Source organism: Pseudogracilibacillus sp. SO10305, from assembly GCF_037072005.1.
In the GTDB taxonomy this organism is placed as follows: Bacteria; Bacillota; Bacilli; order Bacillales; family Amphibacillaceae; genus Pseudogracilibacillus; species Pseudogracilibacillus intestinigallinarum.
This window is the reverse complement of record NZ_JAXHDE010000004.1, coordinates 70,987-85,377: the sequence shown is the minus strand read 5'-3', so window position 1 is coordinate 85,377 and position 14,391 is coordinate 70,987. Positions and strand designations below refer to the sequence as shown.

Below are 14,391 nucleotides of genomic sequence, written 5' to 3'. Positions count from 1 at the left end.
AAAACTCCTCTCATAATCCATATTTTATATATGCCCATCATAGGGAAAAATATGAGCAATAAATGAATATAAAAGGAGTCTATTCATATTTTGTAATTTATACATCATATATACAAACCATTTAAATATAAACCGTATAATCCTCCGGGAGGACTCGTTTTAAAAACTGTCGAGTACGTTCTTCTTTAGGATGAACAAAAATCTCTTTCGGTGTACCTTCTTCAACTACGACTCCGTCTGCCATAAAAATGACTTTATCAGCAACTTGACGAGCAAAATCCATTTCATGTGTAACGACAACCATTGTAATCCCATCATGTGCAATTTCTTTCATTACTTCTAAAACTTCTCCAACTAGTTCAGGGTCTAATGCAGAAGTAGGCTCATCAAATAAAATAACATCAGGGTTTAATGCGATGGCACGTGCAATTCCGACACGTTGTTGCTGTCCGCCAGATAATTGAACAGGATAAGCATTTAGTTTATCATGTAAGCCAACCTTTTCTAAAGCTTGCACCCCAATCTTTTCAGCCTCATCTTTTTTCATTTTACGTGCAATGATCAATCCTTCTGTTACATTTTCCAAAGCAGTTTTATGTTGAAATAAATTGTAATTTTGAAATACAAAGGCAACTTTTTGTCTTAATGCATGAATTTCTTTTTTCGTTGCTGTCTTCGTTTCAATCGTTTTATTTTGGAAAATGATTTCTCCAGCGTCAGCTCGCTCTAAAAAATTAATCGATCGGAGGAATGTCGTTTTGCCAGAACCACTAGGGCCTAAAATGACGACAACATCCCCTTTTCCAACGGAGATATCGACACCTTTTAAAACGTGGTTATCCCCAAATTGTTTATGAATATTTTTTAGCTGTAACATAGATACCCCTCCTATGCAGCACTAGGTTGCATTTTATATTTAGATAATTTCTTCTCGTATTGACGAAATAAAAATTCAATCACCATACATAATATTAAATAGACAATAAAAATATCGATATATGCTTCTACATAATTATAATTTACATTCGCTGCTACTTTCGCCTTTAACGTTATTTCATGTAATGAGATAGCATACCCAAGCGATGTAGCTTTTACTAGATTAATTGTTGCGGTACATAAGTTTGGCATGGCGACAATTAATGCTTGCGGAATAACAATTCTTCGATATGCTTGCACACTATTCAAACCAACTGCATATGCTGCTTCTATTTGACTTCGATCGACTGCGGATAATGCGGAACGAAAAACTTCGATAAGAATAGCAGTCGTATTAAATGCAAAGATGATAAACGCATACCAAATTGGGTGTACGTCATAAACGTTCACATTTATATTGTTCGTAGTAAAAAAGATATCTAATAGCAAAGGAACACTACTATATACAACGAAAATTTGTACGATAACAGGTGTTCCTCGAACGAACGAAATATATAATCGAACGAATTGTTTGATGAAGGGTACATTATTTAAGGAAGAAAGTGCGAATGCAAATCCAGTCGGTAAAGCAAAGAGCAGTGCAACGATCGTCACTAGTAAAGCAATCGGTACACCCGATAATGCAACAAAAAACGTTTTAAATAAAAAAGGATAATCTAATCCATTCGTCAATGAACTCCCTCCTTAAACAATATGTCCTTTACGGAATATTTTTTCTAACCATTGGAAAACTTTTTCAATACATAATGATAAAATCCAATAGATAAATGCTAATGCGAGAAATATCTCTAATGCATGTGTATTAAAATTATCAGCAATAATTAATTCTGCTTTTCCGACGACGTCAATAAGCCCGATTGTGTATGCAATCGCACCTTCATGTAATAAAAGGACAAAACTGTTTCCGAAGTTCGGTAAAGCGATTAAAAATGCTTGTGGGAAAATGATACGTCGAAACACTTGGAAAGGTGTCATCCCAACAGATAATCCTGCTTCTATTTGCCCTTTATCGAGTGCATCATAAGAAGAACGAAACACTTCCGAAATAATTGCTGCAAACTGTAATGTAAAAGCGATAATAACAAAAATAATTTTTTCGATATGGTGAATATTTACACCGAATGTCATAAAAATATATGGAATTCCATAATAAACGAGGAATAATAATACGATCGAAGGTGTACAACGTAAGACAGTTGTGTATCCTTCAGCGATTTTTTTAATCCAATTCTTTGGTTGAATTTTCATCCATGTAAGAAGTAATCCTAATAGTGTTCCGAATAATACGCTCCAAAATACAAACGTAAATGTTACTTTTAAAAAAGGGAGGAGCGCTGGTATAGCGCCCCATAAGTAGGATAGGTCAAAGTATTTTTCCAATCTGTATCCGCCTCATTCCTCTTGTAATAATTCAAATAAATCTCGCCCGTAAAATTCTGTACTTAATTCATTTGTAATTTTTTCATCCCGTACTTCTTTCATTGCTTTATCAAAGTCATCTGCAAATTGTTGTTCTTGTTTATTGAATAAAGGCCATGTTTCAATGACATCAAATTCGTTATAAACGACTTCATCCCTTAAATTGTAATACGGCCCATCTTCATCGAATACTTGTTTTTCTGCCATGCCTTCAATAATAACGCCACCATCGACACGTCCTTCGTTTACCCATTGAATAACATCGACTGTAAATGTATCGCCAGCTTTTAAATCAATTTTATTATTTGGATTTTCTTCGTTATATTGTTCAATGACAGTGTATTGTGCATTATTTGCTGCGATTGGCGCCAGTGAATAACCAGCTTTTGCAAAATCTTCTAAACTCGTAATATCTTCATCTTCTTTTTTCAACAATAATCCGATACTACTTAAGCCGATAAATTGTTCTGGATAAATGAATTTCTTTGTTCTTTCTTCTGTGTAAAATGCATTTTTTACACCGACTTGGTATTTCCCTTGTTCAACACCTAATAATAAATCGTCATCAGAAGTACCAATAAATTCGAATTCATATTGTGGCATACGTTTTTCAACTTCTTGTAATACTTTTACATCGTAACCATTCGGTTCGCCTTTATCATCTGTATATGTCATTGGTTTACTATTTTGTACGTAAGCTACTTTTACTTTACGGACCCCGTCTTTGCTTGCATCTGTTGACGCACAACCAGCAATAACCATTCCTACTACAATGATTAACATGATTTGTACGATATGTTTTTTCATTTTCATCCCCCATTATTTTAATTAATCACATCAATATACTTGGAATTATAATATGCAATTTCAAAGGAAATGTCAAGTTAAATAGTAAGACTATTTTGATTTTGTTAAAAATGATTTTTTGAACTAATTTACAATTAAATCCAGTTGATGTATAATTTATTATTATTTAGCACACATACATTAGGGGAGGGATCTTGCATATGTTGAAAGAATTTAAGGAATTTATCGCACAAGGGAATGTGTTAGATTTAGCAATCGGTATTATAATCGGAGCTGCATTTGGAGAAATTGTAAATTCATTAGTTGATAATATCATTATGCCAATTGTCGGCTTATTTATGGGTGGTATTGATTTTACGGGTCTATCCGTTCAAATTAAAGATGCGGAAATCGCATACGGGATGTTTATTCAAAACGTGGTAAGCTTCTTTATTATCGCATTTTCTATTTTCCTCTTCGTTAAATTAATTAATACATTAAGAAGAAAACAAGATGAAGAAGAGGAAGAAGAAGTGGAAGAAAACATTCAATTATTATCCGAAATTCGTGACTTACTAAAGAAAGACTAAGTACATAAATACATGAAGTGAGTTTAGGGAACGAAAATCAATATGAATAAATATATTCGATAAAAATAGTGTGTGGAAATTTTTGCAGAATAAGTAACCCCGATAAATTCTTTTTAAAAGAACTTATCGGGGCTTCTTCATAATTAGTGGAAGAAAAACATCTATTTATTATGGTTCATCCATATATATTAGTTCGTATTTTGTATATGATTTTTGTTTTCCTAATTTTTTTGTGTAAAAGTACATTTCTAGTAAGAATTTGTTATAATTTACATTAGAGGTGGATAGTCATGAGTGAGTTAAAATATTATGTACGACATCAACAAAATTATTTACGTGATAAATTATTATTAATTTGTAAAGATGAGGCAACGAAAGATTTTTTTGAACGCCGAATTCCTGGCAGTCGTTTTGAACGTTTAACGAGGGACCAAGCAGAACATGTATCACGTATTGGGATGCATGGGAAGATTGTTACATTCGGTTATACGTATAAATTAACGGAAGAAGAAATGAATCAAATTAGTACATTAGATTTTGATCATACTGCTTCAATTATTGCAGAAGGAAATGCACGATTATATAAAGAAGCAATAGAGAAAGGATTGGAATAATGAAAAAAGTAGTTGTAGATGGATTTGCATTAACACCACAATATACAAAGATGCTATTAGAAGAATTAAAAGATCATAAAGTAAAAAATGAGGCAGATTTAGAACGCTTTTTATCTGGATATTGGTATACAAAAGATATGGGACATAAAAGTCATTTACTACTTAGCCCATCGCAAAAAAAGCCGAACTTTGCGTTGCCATTTGATGAAGAGTAAATGTTGCTAATTTGTCATTGTTTCATAAGCTACATCCCTTGATTTGATAGCTTGTTAATAATATATTATATATACTGGTAAGTTGAGTAATTATGTTCATAATACTCAACTTCTTTTTATTGTTAGGATGAAATCGAGGGAATAAACATGAAAAAAATATTTAGTTTTATAATCGTAATCATATTATTACCGGTACTTACTATACATGCTGCCATTACCGGAAGCATTGACATATCAGCAGTAGAATTAATTCGTGGCTTGTTTACTGGAGAGGATCCAAATGTGGCGATCATTCAGGATTTACGTTTTCCACGAATTATTATTGCGTTATTTGCAGGCGCGATGTTGTCTGTTTCGGGGGTACTATTACAGTCGGTAATGCGAAATCCATTAGCAGAACCAGGGATTATTGGTGTTTCCTCAGGTGCAGGATTTATGACGATACTTGTCTTATTTTTCTTTCCTACACTATATTTTTATGCCCCTTTATTCGCTTTTATTGGTGGTGCGGTTGCGTTTTTACTCGTATTTTCCTTGTCATGGAAATCAGGATTAAACCCATTACGAATGATTTTAATCGGGGTGGCAGTAAATGCAGTGTTCGTAAGTTTAAGTCAGTTGTTTTCATCTAGTGGAAATGGTGTTGTACAGGCAGTTTCAGTTAGTACATCGACATTATCAATGAAAACATGGAATGATGTTCAAATTATCGTTTTATATGGAACGATTGGATTAATTTTATCGATTATTTTTTATAGTTATTGTAACCATTTAGCTTTAAAAGATAAAACTTTGAAAAACTTAGGATTTAATGTGAATCGTGCTCGTTTTATCGTTGCAGCAGTAGCAGTATTACTAGCTTCGATTGCAACAGCAATTGCAGGAATGTTTACATTCGTCGGATTACTCATTCCCCATATAGGTCGAGCGTTAGTTGGAACAGACCATAAGGCACTTATTCCGTTTTCTGCATTGTTAGGTGCGTGTTTAATTCTACTTGCAGATACGTTAGGTAGGACGTTATTAGCGCCTATTGAAATCCCAGCATCGATTATTATGGCTGTGATCGGTGGTCCATTCCTCATATTCTTACTTAGAAAGAGTGATCGGATTTATGGAAATTAAAAATATATCATTTGCATATCAAGATAAAGTAATTCGTTTAAAAAATATTGAAAGCAATATTCAAAAAGGGGAAATTACAACGATTCTAGGTCCAAATGGTTGTGGGAAATCTACGCTAATGGGGGTTATGACGAATAATAACCGTCCTATGCAAGGGGATGTTACATTGCAAGGGAAGTCATTGTCTAGTTATAAACCGAAAGAACTTGCACGTACATTAGGTGTCGTGCATCAAGATAATCATGCGCCTAGTGATATGACGGTAGAAAAACTTGTTTATTACGGACGACTGCCACATCGGACAACGTTTACTCCTCAATCTGATGAAGATGAAGAAAAGGTGAAATGGGCGTTAGAACGAACGGGATTGTATGAAAGAAAAGATATGGCGATTGATGCATTATCAGGTGGCCAGCAGCAACGTGTTTGGATTGCAATGGCACTCGCACAAGATACACCTTATTTATTTTTAGATGAGCCAACAGCGAATTTAGATATTTATTATCAATATGAAATTTTAGAATTAGTAAAGCATTTATCAGAAGAAAATGGGTTAACCGTTGTCATGGTGTTACATGATATTAACCAAGCGATTCAATATAGTGATAAAATTATAGCGATGAAACAAGGGGAAATCATAGCAAGTGGTGACCCGAATGAAATAGTTACTGAAGATTTAATTGAAAAAATATACGGTGTGCATGTCGTTGTGAAAGATGACGAAAAAATCGGGAAATATATCGTTCCAATAGGAATTTAAATAAGGAGGACAAAATGGCTAAAAAGAAACGAAAATCACCGATAAGAAAAAGCATTTCGATTTTTATTACAGTTACTTGTTTAGCTGTTTTTGTCTATGCATCATACGGTTTATTTGATGCGGTATATGATTATTACAATAATCGTAAAGTATTAAAAGAAGTACAAGATGTATTTTATGATAACGAAGTGGAAGAAGAAGCACGTCCACTTGGCATGATTCGTTCAGGATTTGATAAACTACTTGAAATGAATCAAGATGTTGTTGGTTGGATTACAGTTGATGGAACACAGATTGATTATCCAATTTTACAAGCGGAAAATAATGATCAATATTTAACGCGAAATTTTGAAGGGGATGAATCACGTGCAGGAAGTATCTTTTTAGATTATCGAAATGATATTTTAAGCGAAGATTTTAATACAGTTGTATATGGTCATCGGATGAAAGACGGATCGATGTTTCAACATATAACGAAGTTTTTAGATGAAGATTTCTTTAGGGAACATCGTACATTCGAATATGATACGTTGTTTAAAAGTTATGAAGCGGAAGTGTTTGCCGTTTATAATACGGTAACAGATTTTAATTATATTGAAACACGTTTCGACTCAGATGTAGAATATACGGCTTTATTAGATGAAATAAAAGATCGTTCAAAATTCGATGCAGGAATTGATGTATCACCAGATGATCGAATTATAACATTATCGACATGTGACTATATGTTAGATCCTGAAAAAGGCCGACTCGTTCTCCATGCGAAATTGACTGAAAAATAAAAAGAGCGAAAGACAGATGGAAAATGTAAGCTTGAAACAAGAAAGATAAAAGACATGAAGCGAAAGAAATTAATCTACCTCTAATGTTGATGTTGTTAACGTTAGAGAAATATCTTTCGGACGGATGGATACTTTGTCCTTATCTTTCTTTTAGTTTCAACGTATATACACTTTCTAGTCTTCGGCTCTTTTTTTACTTTGTTAAAAGTCTTAGTCCTTTAATATCTCCTATATGAATCCCTTCATGCCAAGTGATGAACTGTAGCGATGAATCGACTGTCTCTAGTAACATCCCATTTAAATCGCGTACTTTTGATACATCATTTTTTAACTTTCCTTTAAAAAAATTTTCGATTCGACTTTCTTGTTCAATAAGGGCATTTATTATTTCTTCACGTGTAGGAACAGGATCGTTTTCTTTCCATTCGGATGGACGGGAACCATCTAAAAACAATGGCATCCATTCTTGATGTGTAATTTCATAGGAATGGTCTGCATCATGCATGAAACCTTCTGCTTCCGCATAAATATGGCCAGCTAACCAACGTATATTGTTCGGCCAATTGTGTGGTTGTTCATCCCACACTTCTTCCCCTAATTGTTTTAATAAAATTAATGTAGAAGTGCGTGAATATTTAAATAGCGTTATTGATTCCACTTATATCAGCTCCCCTATATTTTTTTGCTTCTTCTTTTATTATACTATAATGAAAACGGCTTCTCATATAATCTGTTTATACATGCAATTATAAAAGAATTATAAAGTTTCAAAAGTGATTAAGACGATATGATACATTGAATGTACACGTAGGAGGAAAGAGATGTTAGCAAATTTATTATTAGTAGAGGACGATCCAGAAATTGCAAACGTTATTTGTGATACGTTTCGTCATGAAGGGTACGCAGTGACATGGGCAACGACAGGACTCGAGGGATGGGAAGATTTCAAATCTAGTACGTATGATTTAGTATTGGTAGACTTAATGCTTCCAGAAATGGACGGATTGACATTATGTAAAAACATTCGTTGGGATAGTGATGTACCTATTATCATTATTAGTGCACGCCAAGAAGATGCTATGAAAGTAGAAGGGTTAGATATTGGAGCAGATGACTATGTTGCCAAGCCATTTAGTTTACATGAATTGAAAGCACGTGTTGCTTCTCATTTACGACGTTGGCATCGGTATCAAGGTGTGGAGGAAGCGGCTGAAACATCTACATTTGAAAACGGCCTTACATTATATATGGATGAACGGAAAGTGTTCATTGATGAAAAGGAAATTGTACTTACGGTAAAAGAATTTGATTTACTTCGTTTATTGGCACAAAACCCGTCACGCGTCTTTACAAAAGAAGAGCTATTTGCCCACGTATGGCAACAAATCGATCATGAAGATTTGCATACTGTAACCGTACACGTGAAATCATTACGTGAAAAATTAGGTGACCCTGTGAAAAATTCATTATTTATTCAAACAGTTTGGGGAAAAGGATATCGATTTATCGGAGAAGAACGATGAAGATTAAAACGTGGTTGTTGATTTCCTATTTATTGATGATGGTTTTACCCTTATTGAGTGCCTATTTTTTATTCGTATCTATTTCGAATTATTATGATACGAAAAAAGTCGACCAATTTTATGAAGTGAAAAGTCGCTTAAGTAATTTGCATCCAATTTTACGTGATCCTACGATGTATACTGGTAATTTGAATGAATCATTGTTAGATGCACATTCAGATGAAACAGTCCAAATTAAATTGTATCGTCATGATGGTGCAGTGTTGTATACGACGATTCATGAAGTCTTTCAAATTCCCAATGTAGAGGAACTTTATACCAATTTATATGAAGTAGATGAACATTTAAATACATTTACATACAAAGAACCTGTGTTTGATGAAGGACAACTTATTGGATTGTATGAAGTAGAAATGTATCGAGAACATTTTGTGCAAACGATGAAAGAACGAACTTGGATCACCTTTGGCATTTTTATAGCAATATTTTTACTTATATACGTGTTGATGATGTTATTATTACATCAAAAAGTGAACAAACGATTAAACCATTTAAAGGAAGAGATGACTGCCTTTGCAAGTGGGAGTTCCTATGAAAAAATGAAAACATCTCATGATGAGATTGGACAATTACAACAACATTTTTATAACATGAGGGAAGAAATGGAGCGGACACAAAGTGAATTGGAAGAAGAACAGAAAGAAAAGGAATATATGATAGCGGCAATTTCACATGATTTAAAAACGCCCTTAACTTCCATTAAAGCATACGCAGAAGCTTTACAAGACCAAGAAATGATGAGCGAAGATAAACAACAAATCTATAAGAATACGATTATTGAAAAAGCAGATTTTATGAAACAAATGCTAGATGATTTGACGACATACACATTGTTACAAGGGGAAAAAGCGCCATTAGAGAAAGTACAAGTAGATGGAGCGGAGTTATTCGAGATGCTTTTAGCTGATTATGATGCATTATGTGAGAAAAAAAACATCCAACTTATAACGAAAAACACCGTACAGCATCCTCTTTTAGTAAATGTGAAAGAGATGATTCGTGTCATCGATAATTTTGTCGTTAATGCTGTTCATCACTCGAAAATGGATGGTGTCATACATTTACTTGCATTTGAAAACATTGCAGATGTAGCGGAATTGTTATTTCCTTTTGTTGATCCCTCTTTTTCACAGCGAGAAGATATGGTTTATGTTGCGATTCAAAATGAAGGTAAAGGAATTCCAAATGATAAAATAGGATATATTTTTGACCCACTCTATCAAGTAGATGGGGCTCGAAGTAAAAGGGATGCGATTGGATCTGGTTTAGGTTTAACCATTGCTAAGAGCATTGTTGAAATGCACGGTGGAGAATTATTTGTCTACTCGAAAGAAAATATCGGTGTTTGTTTTGTTATGATGCTGCCAAAAATGAGGGAGGATATGGAATGAGAAAGATATTATTTATGATATTAGGGGGTACATTGTTGATGTTATCAGCTTGTAATAATGGAAATGAAGAGACATCTCCAAATAAATTGTTAGCGAATGTTTTAGCAGAAGAAGATAATGTGAAGTATTATGGGGAGATGACGATTGATATGGATATGGAAGAACTAGGCGAAATGGAAATGAAAGAATGGCGTGATGGAAAGAAATCACGTGTGGAAGTTGTTCGTCCAGAAAAAAGCATTTCCGTAAACGATGGAGAAAAAATTATGACGTATGAGGCGGAACAAAATAAAGTGTTTCAATTTGAACTTGGGGAATTACAGGAATTGAATAATAGCCCGAAGGATCAATTGAATTTAGTGTTAGATTCAATTAAAGAAACACATAATATTGAAAAACTTGGAAATGAAACGATTATCGGTCGTGATACAGTCCATTTTAAAGCGATACCGAAAGAAGATGGGACGGTATTTGGTGAACAAGATTTTTGGGTGGATACAGAATATTGGGTTATATTGAAGATGATTTCTAAGTCGGCTAATATAAAAACAGAGTTAGTTTACACGTCCATTGATTTTTCTTCTGATTTTAAGGATGAAGTTTTTACATTAGATGTACCGGAAGATGCGGAAGTGGAGACATTAGATACGGATTTTTCTGGGAAAGAAATTGAGTTAGAGGAAATGATAGACATATTAGGGGAAGGAGTTCTCTATGTACCAGAAGAAAACGGAATAACGATTGATCATATTAGCTTAATAGAAATGGATGCACAGACGAATTACGTCGATATTGCATATAAAAAAGATGGTATCGCATTTATTACATTATCGATTATATCGCCAGCAACAGATGATATTGAGGAACAAATAGAATTATTTGGTAATGATGCTGAAGAGGTGCAAGTCCGTGATCAAAACGGAATGTATATAAATGCGAAGTTATTACAGTCGCTAGTATGGAATGAGGACAATTTTCAATATAATTTAGATATGATGGATCCTTCGTTAACCGTCGATGGTTTACTAGATTTAACTGAAACAATGAAGAAAGTCGAATAAACATATATGGGTAGGAAGGCGAAATTAGATTGATGGAGCGGCGTAGTCGAATATATAAAATGAAAAGGTAATTCCAGTGAAAACTAAATTAACTGAAATTACCTTTTTCATTTCACTGAGTTGTGTCTCAGCCTCTCTAACAGTTTTCTGTAAAAGTAATGTACATTGTTATAGCAATTTTAAACACGATTATAATTCGTATTTTATCCTATCCTGTAAGAGTACATTTTAGGTTAAGGAAACAATTGTACGCCCTTTTATTTTACCTGCCAAAATTGCTTCTAATGTTTCGGGTAACTCCTCTAAAGTAACTTCGTTTACAACATCATTTAATGTGTTTGGCTTTAAATCTGAGGCCATTCTTTCCCAAATTACCTTACGTTCATTCATCGGACAATAAACTGAATCGATCCCTAACAGATTGACCCCACGTAAAATGAATGGGAATACAGTTGTTTCTAGTTTTGGTCCTCCAGTTAATCCCATCACAGAAACCGCACCACCATATTTTACTGTACTTAAAATATACGATAAAGTTTTTCCACCAACAGGATCAATCGCACCCGCCCATAATTGTTTATCTAATGGTCGCACCTTTTCAGGTTGTAACGCTTCCCGTGAAATAATATTTGTAGCGCCGATGGAACGTAGGAAATCATGTTCGGTTTCTTTTCCAGTACTTGCAGTTACTTCATAACCTAATTTATGTAACATGGAAACAGCGATGCTCCCAACACCACCTGTTGCCCCACTTACTAAAATAGGACCGTCCTCTTTTTTAACCCCACTAGTTTCAAGGCGATGTACAGCTAATGCTGCTGTGAATCCAGCTGTTCCATATATCATCGCTTCTTTTAATGTTAAACCATCTGGTAATGGAACGACCCATTCACTATTCACACGAGCATATTCACTAAATCCACCATGTTGGGACACACCAATTTCATAGCTAGTAGCAATGACTTGTTGTCCGACCGTAAATGCATCGTTTGTACTTTCGACGATGACACCGGCTAGATCGATACCAGGAATATGAGGGTAATTTCGAACGATATTTCCGTCTGGGATAGATGCTAGTCCATCTTTATAATTGACGCTTGAATAATGCACTTTAATTAATATATCACCTTTAGGTAAGTCCGTTTGTGAAATATTTTTTAATCCAATAGAAAAATCATCTTCTTGTTTATCGACGATTAATGCTTTAAATGTTTCCATGATTCATTCTCCTTTATAAAATATTAATCTAAAATTTCCCATCCCTTTTGCTTTGCAACGATTTGTAAAGCATCATCTGGGTGGACACAAATAGGCTTTCCAACAAGTTCAAGAATCGGTATGTCAGAATAACTATCGGCATAGGATATACTGTCACTCCATTGAACTTGTTTACCTTTTAATGCTTTTTTTATGAGTTGGCATTTTGTTATGCCTTGTACATGTGTAATCGGTTCTGTTGAATGATATACCCCATTTTTAAATGGAATATTCGTTGCAATGATATGAGATACCGGTAAATCTTTTGTAACATATTCAATTAATGGTGTAAATGCCCCAGAAACGATATAAATTTCCATGCCATCCTTTGCGTGTTGCTCCAATCGGCCTTTTACAGTTGTATTTATGTCAGGAATCATTTTCTCAGCTAATGTCTTAAAAAAATGATTGACTTCTTCGATCGTCAGCCCTTTAAATGCATGAACATAAGATTGCATCATGTTATATTTCATTTTTTCTTCTTTGTATAATTTACATTTATAAGCTAAATAAGGAAGTAGTACTGCAGCGAAAAAAGACCGATATCGCTTTTTGTAAATAGGATGATATTTTAAATGTTTCATTAATAGTGGAAAGGTTTCTTTCTTATATAAAGTGCCATCAAAATCAAAAATTGCAATGTTCATTTTATCACCTTTTTTATATGATATGTTAAGAATACACATGAAAATAACGTATTGCAAGAAACCGATATCATATATGTTACAACAATATTGTAAGCTATTACATAAAAGTTGATTTTAACGAAGAATACTGTTATTTTAGTAGTATAATAAGTTTATTTAAAGGGGGAAACATTACATGAAAAAACGTTCACTATTTACAATTATATTATTGTTCGCGCTTTCACTTGTTCTAGTTGCGTGTGGTGGAAATTCGAATGATGGTGGAAACAACGGTGGGAACGATGGAGGAAATAATGATGGTGGAGAAACGCCAGATTTCTTAAGTTTCCTAACTGGTGGAACGAGTGGTACTTACTATCCATTAGGTGGAGCTATTGCGAAAATTATTACAGATGAAACAGGAATTCAAACTGACGCATTATCTTCTAACGCATCAGCAGATAATATTATCGCATTACGTGATAACGAGGCTGAAATTGCATTTACACAGACAGACGTTGCATCAGATGCTGTCGCTGGAGAGAATGCTTTTGAAGGAGAGCCAGTTGATACTGTATTAGCAGTAGGTTCTTTATATCCTGAAACAGTTCAAATTGTTACGACTAAAAAATCTGGTATTGAATCAGTAGAAGACTTAAAAGGTAAAAAAGTTTCAGTTGGGGCACCGGGATCAGGTACTTATGTAAACGCTGAACAAATTTTAGAAATCCATGGTTTAACGATGGATGATATCGATGCACAAAACTTAGACTTTGGTGAATCAGCAGGTGGAATTAAAGATGGAAATATCGATGCTGCATTCATCACAGCAGGAACACCAACTGGGGCGGTAGAAGAATTACAAGCTACTGCTGAAGTAAATGTATTACCAATTGAAGCTGATAAAGCGGAAGAATTAATTGAAAAATATCCTTACTATGCAAATGATACAATTGAAGAAGGAACGTATGGGTTAGAATCTGACGTCGAAACAGTTGCTGTAATGGCAATGATCGTCGTTAAAGATGATATTGCTGAGGATACAGTGTACGACATTACAAAAGCAATCTATGAAAATGCTGATGATATTGCTCACGCAAAATCTGAGTTCATTTCATTAGATTCGGCACTTGATGGAATCGGCTTCGATTTACACCCTGGTGCGAAGAAATATTATGAAGAGCAAGGTTTAGAGATCGAATAAAAATTAAAAGAAAGGCTGGTGGTACACATCACCAGCTTTTTT

17 protein-coding genes are annotated in these 14,391 nt (G+C 34.2%); 10 read left to right on the top strand and 7 right to left on the bottom strand.

Going from position 1 to position 14,391, the window contains the following annotated elements:
* Window positions 1-121: 121 nt before the first annotated feature.
* The 4 genes from SPD45_RS05420 to SPD45_RS05405 are packed head-to-tail and all read right to left on the bottom strand — an operon-like array spanning window position 122 to window position 3,162.
* Window positions 122-877, bottom strand: a complete 756-nt coding sequence (locus SPD45_RS05420; RefSeq protein ID WP_336266713.1) for an amino acid ABC transporter ATP-binding protein — start codon at window positions 875-877, stop codon at window positions 122-124.
* A gap of 11 nt (window positions 878-888) precedes the next feature.
* Window positions 889-1,608, bottom strand: a complete 720-nt coding sequence (locus SPD45_RS05415; protein WP_336266712.1) for an amino acid ABC transporter permease — start codon at window positions 1,606-1,608, stop codon at window positions 889-891.
* A 12-nt stretch (window positions 1,609-1,620) separates the two neighbouring features.
* Complete coding sequence (locus SPD45_RS05410) at window positions 1,621-2,316, bottom strand: amino acid ABC transporter permease (protein ID WP_336266711.1); 696 nt, start codon at window positions 2,314-2,316, stop codon at window positions 1,621-1,623.
* A 12-nt stretch (window positions 2,317-2,328) separates the two neighbouring features.
* Window positions 2,329-3,162: a transporter substrate-binding domain-containing protein gene (locus tag SPD45_RS05405; protein WP_336266710.1), complete on the bottom strand. Its 834-nt coding sequence runs from the start codon at window positions 3,160-3,162 to the stop codon at window positions 2,329-2,331.
* 200 nt (window positions 3,163-3,362) lie between these two features.
* Here SPD45_RS05405 and mscL point away from each other — a divergent pair, with 200 nt between their 5' ends.
* From mscL to srtB, 6 genes are all read left to right on the top strand, one after another.
* On the top strand, window positions 3,363-3,731 hold the full coding sequence (gene mscL, locus SPD45_RS05400; RefSeq protein ID WP_336266709.1) for a large-conductance mechanosensitive channel protein MscL: 369 nt from the start codon (window positions 3,363-3,365) through the stop codon (window positions 3,729-3,731).
* Between the two features lie 290 nt (window positions 3,732-4,021).
* Window positions 4,022-4,345, top strand: coding sequence for a hypothetical protein (locus tag SPD45_RS05395; protein WP_336266708.1), 324 nt, complete (start codon window positions 4,022-4,024; stop codon window positions 4,343-4,345).
* Window positions 4,345-4,560 (top strand): hypothetical protein, encoded by a 216-nt coding sequence (locus SPD45_RS05390; protein WP_336266707.1) that lies wholly within the window; start codon window positions 4,345-4,347, stop codon window positions 4,558-4,560. The genes SPD45_RS05395 and SPD45_RS05390 overlap by 1 nt, the downstream gene beginning before the upstream one ends.
* A 147-nt stretch (window positions 4,561-4,707) precedes the next feature.
* Window positions 4,708-5,685, top strand: a complete 978-nt coding sequence (locus SPD45_RS05385) for a FecCD family ABC transporter permease (protein ID WP_336266706.1) — start codon at window positions 4,708-4,710, stop codon at window positions 5,683-5,685.
* Window positions 5,675-6,445 carry an ABC transporter ATP-binding protein gene (locus tag SPD45_RS05380; protein WP_336266705.1) on the top strand — a complete coding sequence of 257 codons (771 nt, stop codon included), beginning with the start codon at window positions 5,675-5,677 and terminating at the stop codon, window positions 6,443-6,445. The genes SPD45_RS05385 and SPD45_RS05380 overlap by 11 nt, the downstream gene beginning before the upstream one ends.
* Window positions 6,446-6,459: 14 nt before the next feature.
* Window positions 6,460-7,227: a class B sortase gene (gene srtB / locus SPD45_RS05375; RefSeq protein WP_336266704.1), complete on the top strand. Its 768-nt coding sequence runs from the start codon at window positions 6,460-6,462 to the stop codon at window positions 7,225-7,227.
* A gap of 193 nt (window positions 7,228-7,420) precedes the next feature.
* Here srtB and SPD45_RS05370 read toward each other — a convergent pair whose 3' ends face one another.
* Complete coding sequence (locus tag SPD45_RS05370; protein ID WP_336266703.1) at window positions 7,421-7,885, bottom strand: DinB family protein; 465 nt, start codon at window positions 7,883-7,885, stop codon at window positions 7,421-7,423.
* Between the two features lie 163 nt (window positions 7,886-8,048).
* Between SPD45_RS05370 and SPD45_RS05365 the strand changes: the two genes are divergently transcribed.
* Genes SPD45_RS05365 through SPD45_RS05355 form a run of 3 tightly spaced genes read left to right on the top strand, consistent with a single transcriptional unit; the run spans window position 8,049 to window position 11,262 of the window.
* Window positions 8,049-8,750 (top strand): response regulator transcription factor, encoded by a 702-nt coding sequence (locus SPD45_RS05365; RefSeq protein WP_336266702.1) that lies wholly within the window; start codon window positions 8,049-8,051, stop codon window positions 8,748-8,750.
* Window positions 8,747-10,201 (top strand): sensor histidine kinase, encoded by a 1,455-nt coding sequence (locus SPD45_RS05360; protein ID WP_336266701.1) that lies wholly within the window; start codon window positions 8,747-8,749, stop codon window positions 10,199-10,201. Before SPD45_RS05365 ends, SPD45_RS05360 begins: the two co-directional genes overlap by 4 nt.
* On the top strand, window positions 10,198-11,262 hold the full coding sequence (locus SPD45_RS05355) for a LolA family protein (RefSeq protein WP_336266700.1): 1,065 nt from the start codon (window positions 10,198-10,200) through the stop codon (window positions 11,260-11,262). Before SPD45_RS05360 ends, SPD45_RS05355 begins: the two co-directional genes overlap by 4 nt.
* Before the next feature lie 228 nt (window positions 11,263-11,490).
* Here SPD45_RS05355 and SPD45_RS05350 read toward each other — a convergent pair whose 3' ends face one another.
* Both SPD45_RS05350 and SPD45_RS05345 read right to left on the bottom strand, forming a co-directional pair.
* Window positions 11,491-12,480: an NADPH:quinone oxidoreductase family protein gene (locus tag SPD45_RS05350; RefSeq protein ID WP_336266699.1), complete on the bottom strand. Its 990-nt coding sequence runs from the start codon at window positions 12,478-12,480 to the stop codon at window positions 11,491-11,493.
* Between the two features lie 23 nt (window positions 12,481-12,503).
* On the bottom strand, window positions 12,504-13,166 hold the full coding sequence (locus SPD45_RS05345) for an HAD family hydrolase (protein ID WP_336266698.1): 663 nt from the start codon (window positions 13,164-13,166) through the stop codon (window positions 12,504-12,506).
* A 175-nt stretch (window positions 13,167-13,341) separates the two neighbouring features.
* Here SPD45_RS05345 and SPD45_RS05340 point away from each other — a divergent pair, with 175 nt between their 5' ends.
* Complete coding sequence (locus SPD45_RS05340) at window positions 13,342-14,349, top strand: TAXI family TRAP transporter solute-binding subunit (protein ID WP_336266696.1); 1,008 nt, start codon at window positions 13,342-13,344, stop codon at window positions 14,347-14,349.
* Window positions 14,350-14,391: the final 42 nt, after the last annotated feature.

Excerpts from the sequence above, each read along its gene's own strand:
- SPD45_RS05420 (WP_336266713.1), bottom strand. The coding sequence starts at position 877 with ATGTTACAGCTAAAAAATATTCATAAACAATTTGGGGATAACCACGTT.
- SPD45_RS05405 (WP_336266710.1), bottom strand. The coding sequence starts at position 3,162 with ATGAAAAAACATATCGTACAAATCATGTTAATCATTGTAGTAGGAATG.
- mscL (WP_336266709.1), top strand. The coding sequence starts at position 3,363 with ATGTTGAAAGAATTTAAGGAATTTATCGCACAAGGGAATGTGTTAGAT.
- SPD45_RS05395 (WP_336266708.1), top strand. The coding sequence starts at position 4,022 with ATGAGTGAGTTAAAATATTATGTACGACATCAACAAAATTATTTACGT.
- SPD45_RS05390 (WP_336266707.1), top strand. The coding sequence starts at position 4,345 with ATGAAAAAAGTAGTTGTAGATGGATTTGCATTAACACCACAATATACA.
- SPD45_RS05385 (WP_336266706.1), top strand. The coding sequence starts at position 4,708 with ATGAAAAAAATATTTAGTTTTATAATCGTAATCATATTATTACCGGTA.
- SPD45_RS05380 (WP_336266705.1), top strand. The coding sequence starts at position 5,675 with ATGGAAATTAAAAATATATCATTTGCATATCAAGATAAAGTAATTCGT.
- srtB (WP_336266704.1), top strand. The coding sequence starts at position 6,460 with ATGGCTAAAAAGAAACGAAAATCACCGATAAGAAAAAGCATTTCGATT.
- SPD45_RS05365 (WP_336266702.1), top strand. The coding sequence starts at position 8,049 with ATGTTAGCAAATTTATTATTAGTAGAGGACGATCCAGAAATTGCAAAC.
- SPD45_RS05360 (WP_336266701.1), top strand. The coding sequence starts at position 8,747 with ATGAAGATTAAAACGTGGTTGTTGATTTCCTATTTATTGATGATGGTT.
- SPD45_RS05355 (WP_336266700.1), top strand. The coding sequence starts at position 10,198 with ATGAGAAAGATATTATTTATGATATTAGGGGGTACATTGTTGATGTTA.
- SPD45_RS05350 (WP_336266699.1), bottom strand. The coding sequence starts at position 12,480 with ATGGAAACATTTAAAGCATTAATCGTCGATAAACAAGAAGATGATTTT.
- SPD45_RS05345 (WP_336266698.1), bottom strand. The coding sequence starts at position 13,166 with ATGAACATTGCAATTTTTGATTTTGATGGCACTTTATATAAGAAAGAA.
- SPD45_RS05340 (WP_336266696.1), top strand. The coding sequence starts at position 13,342 with ATGAAAAAACGTTCACTATTTACAATTATATTATTGTTCGCGCTTTCA.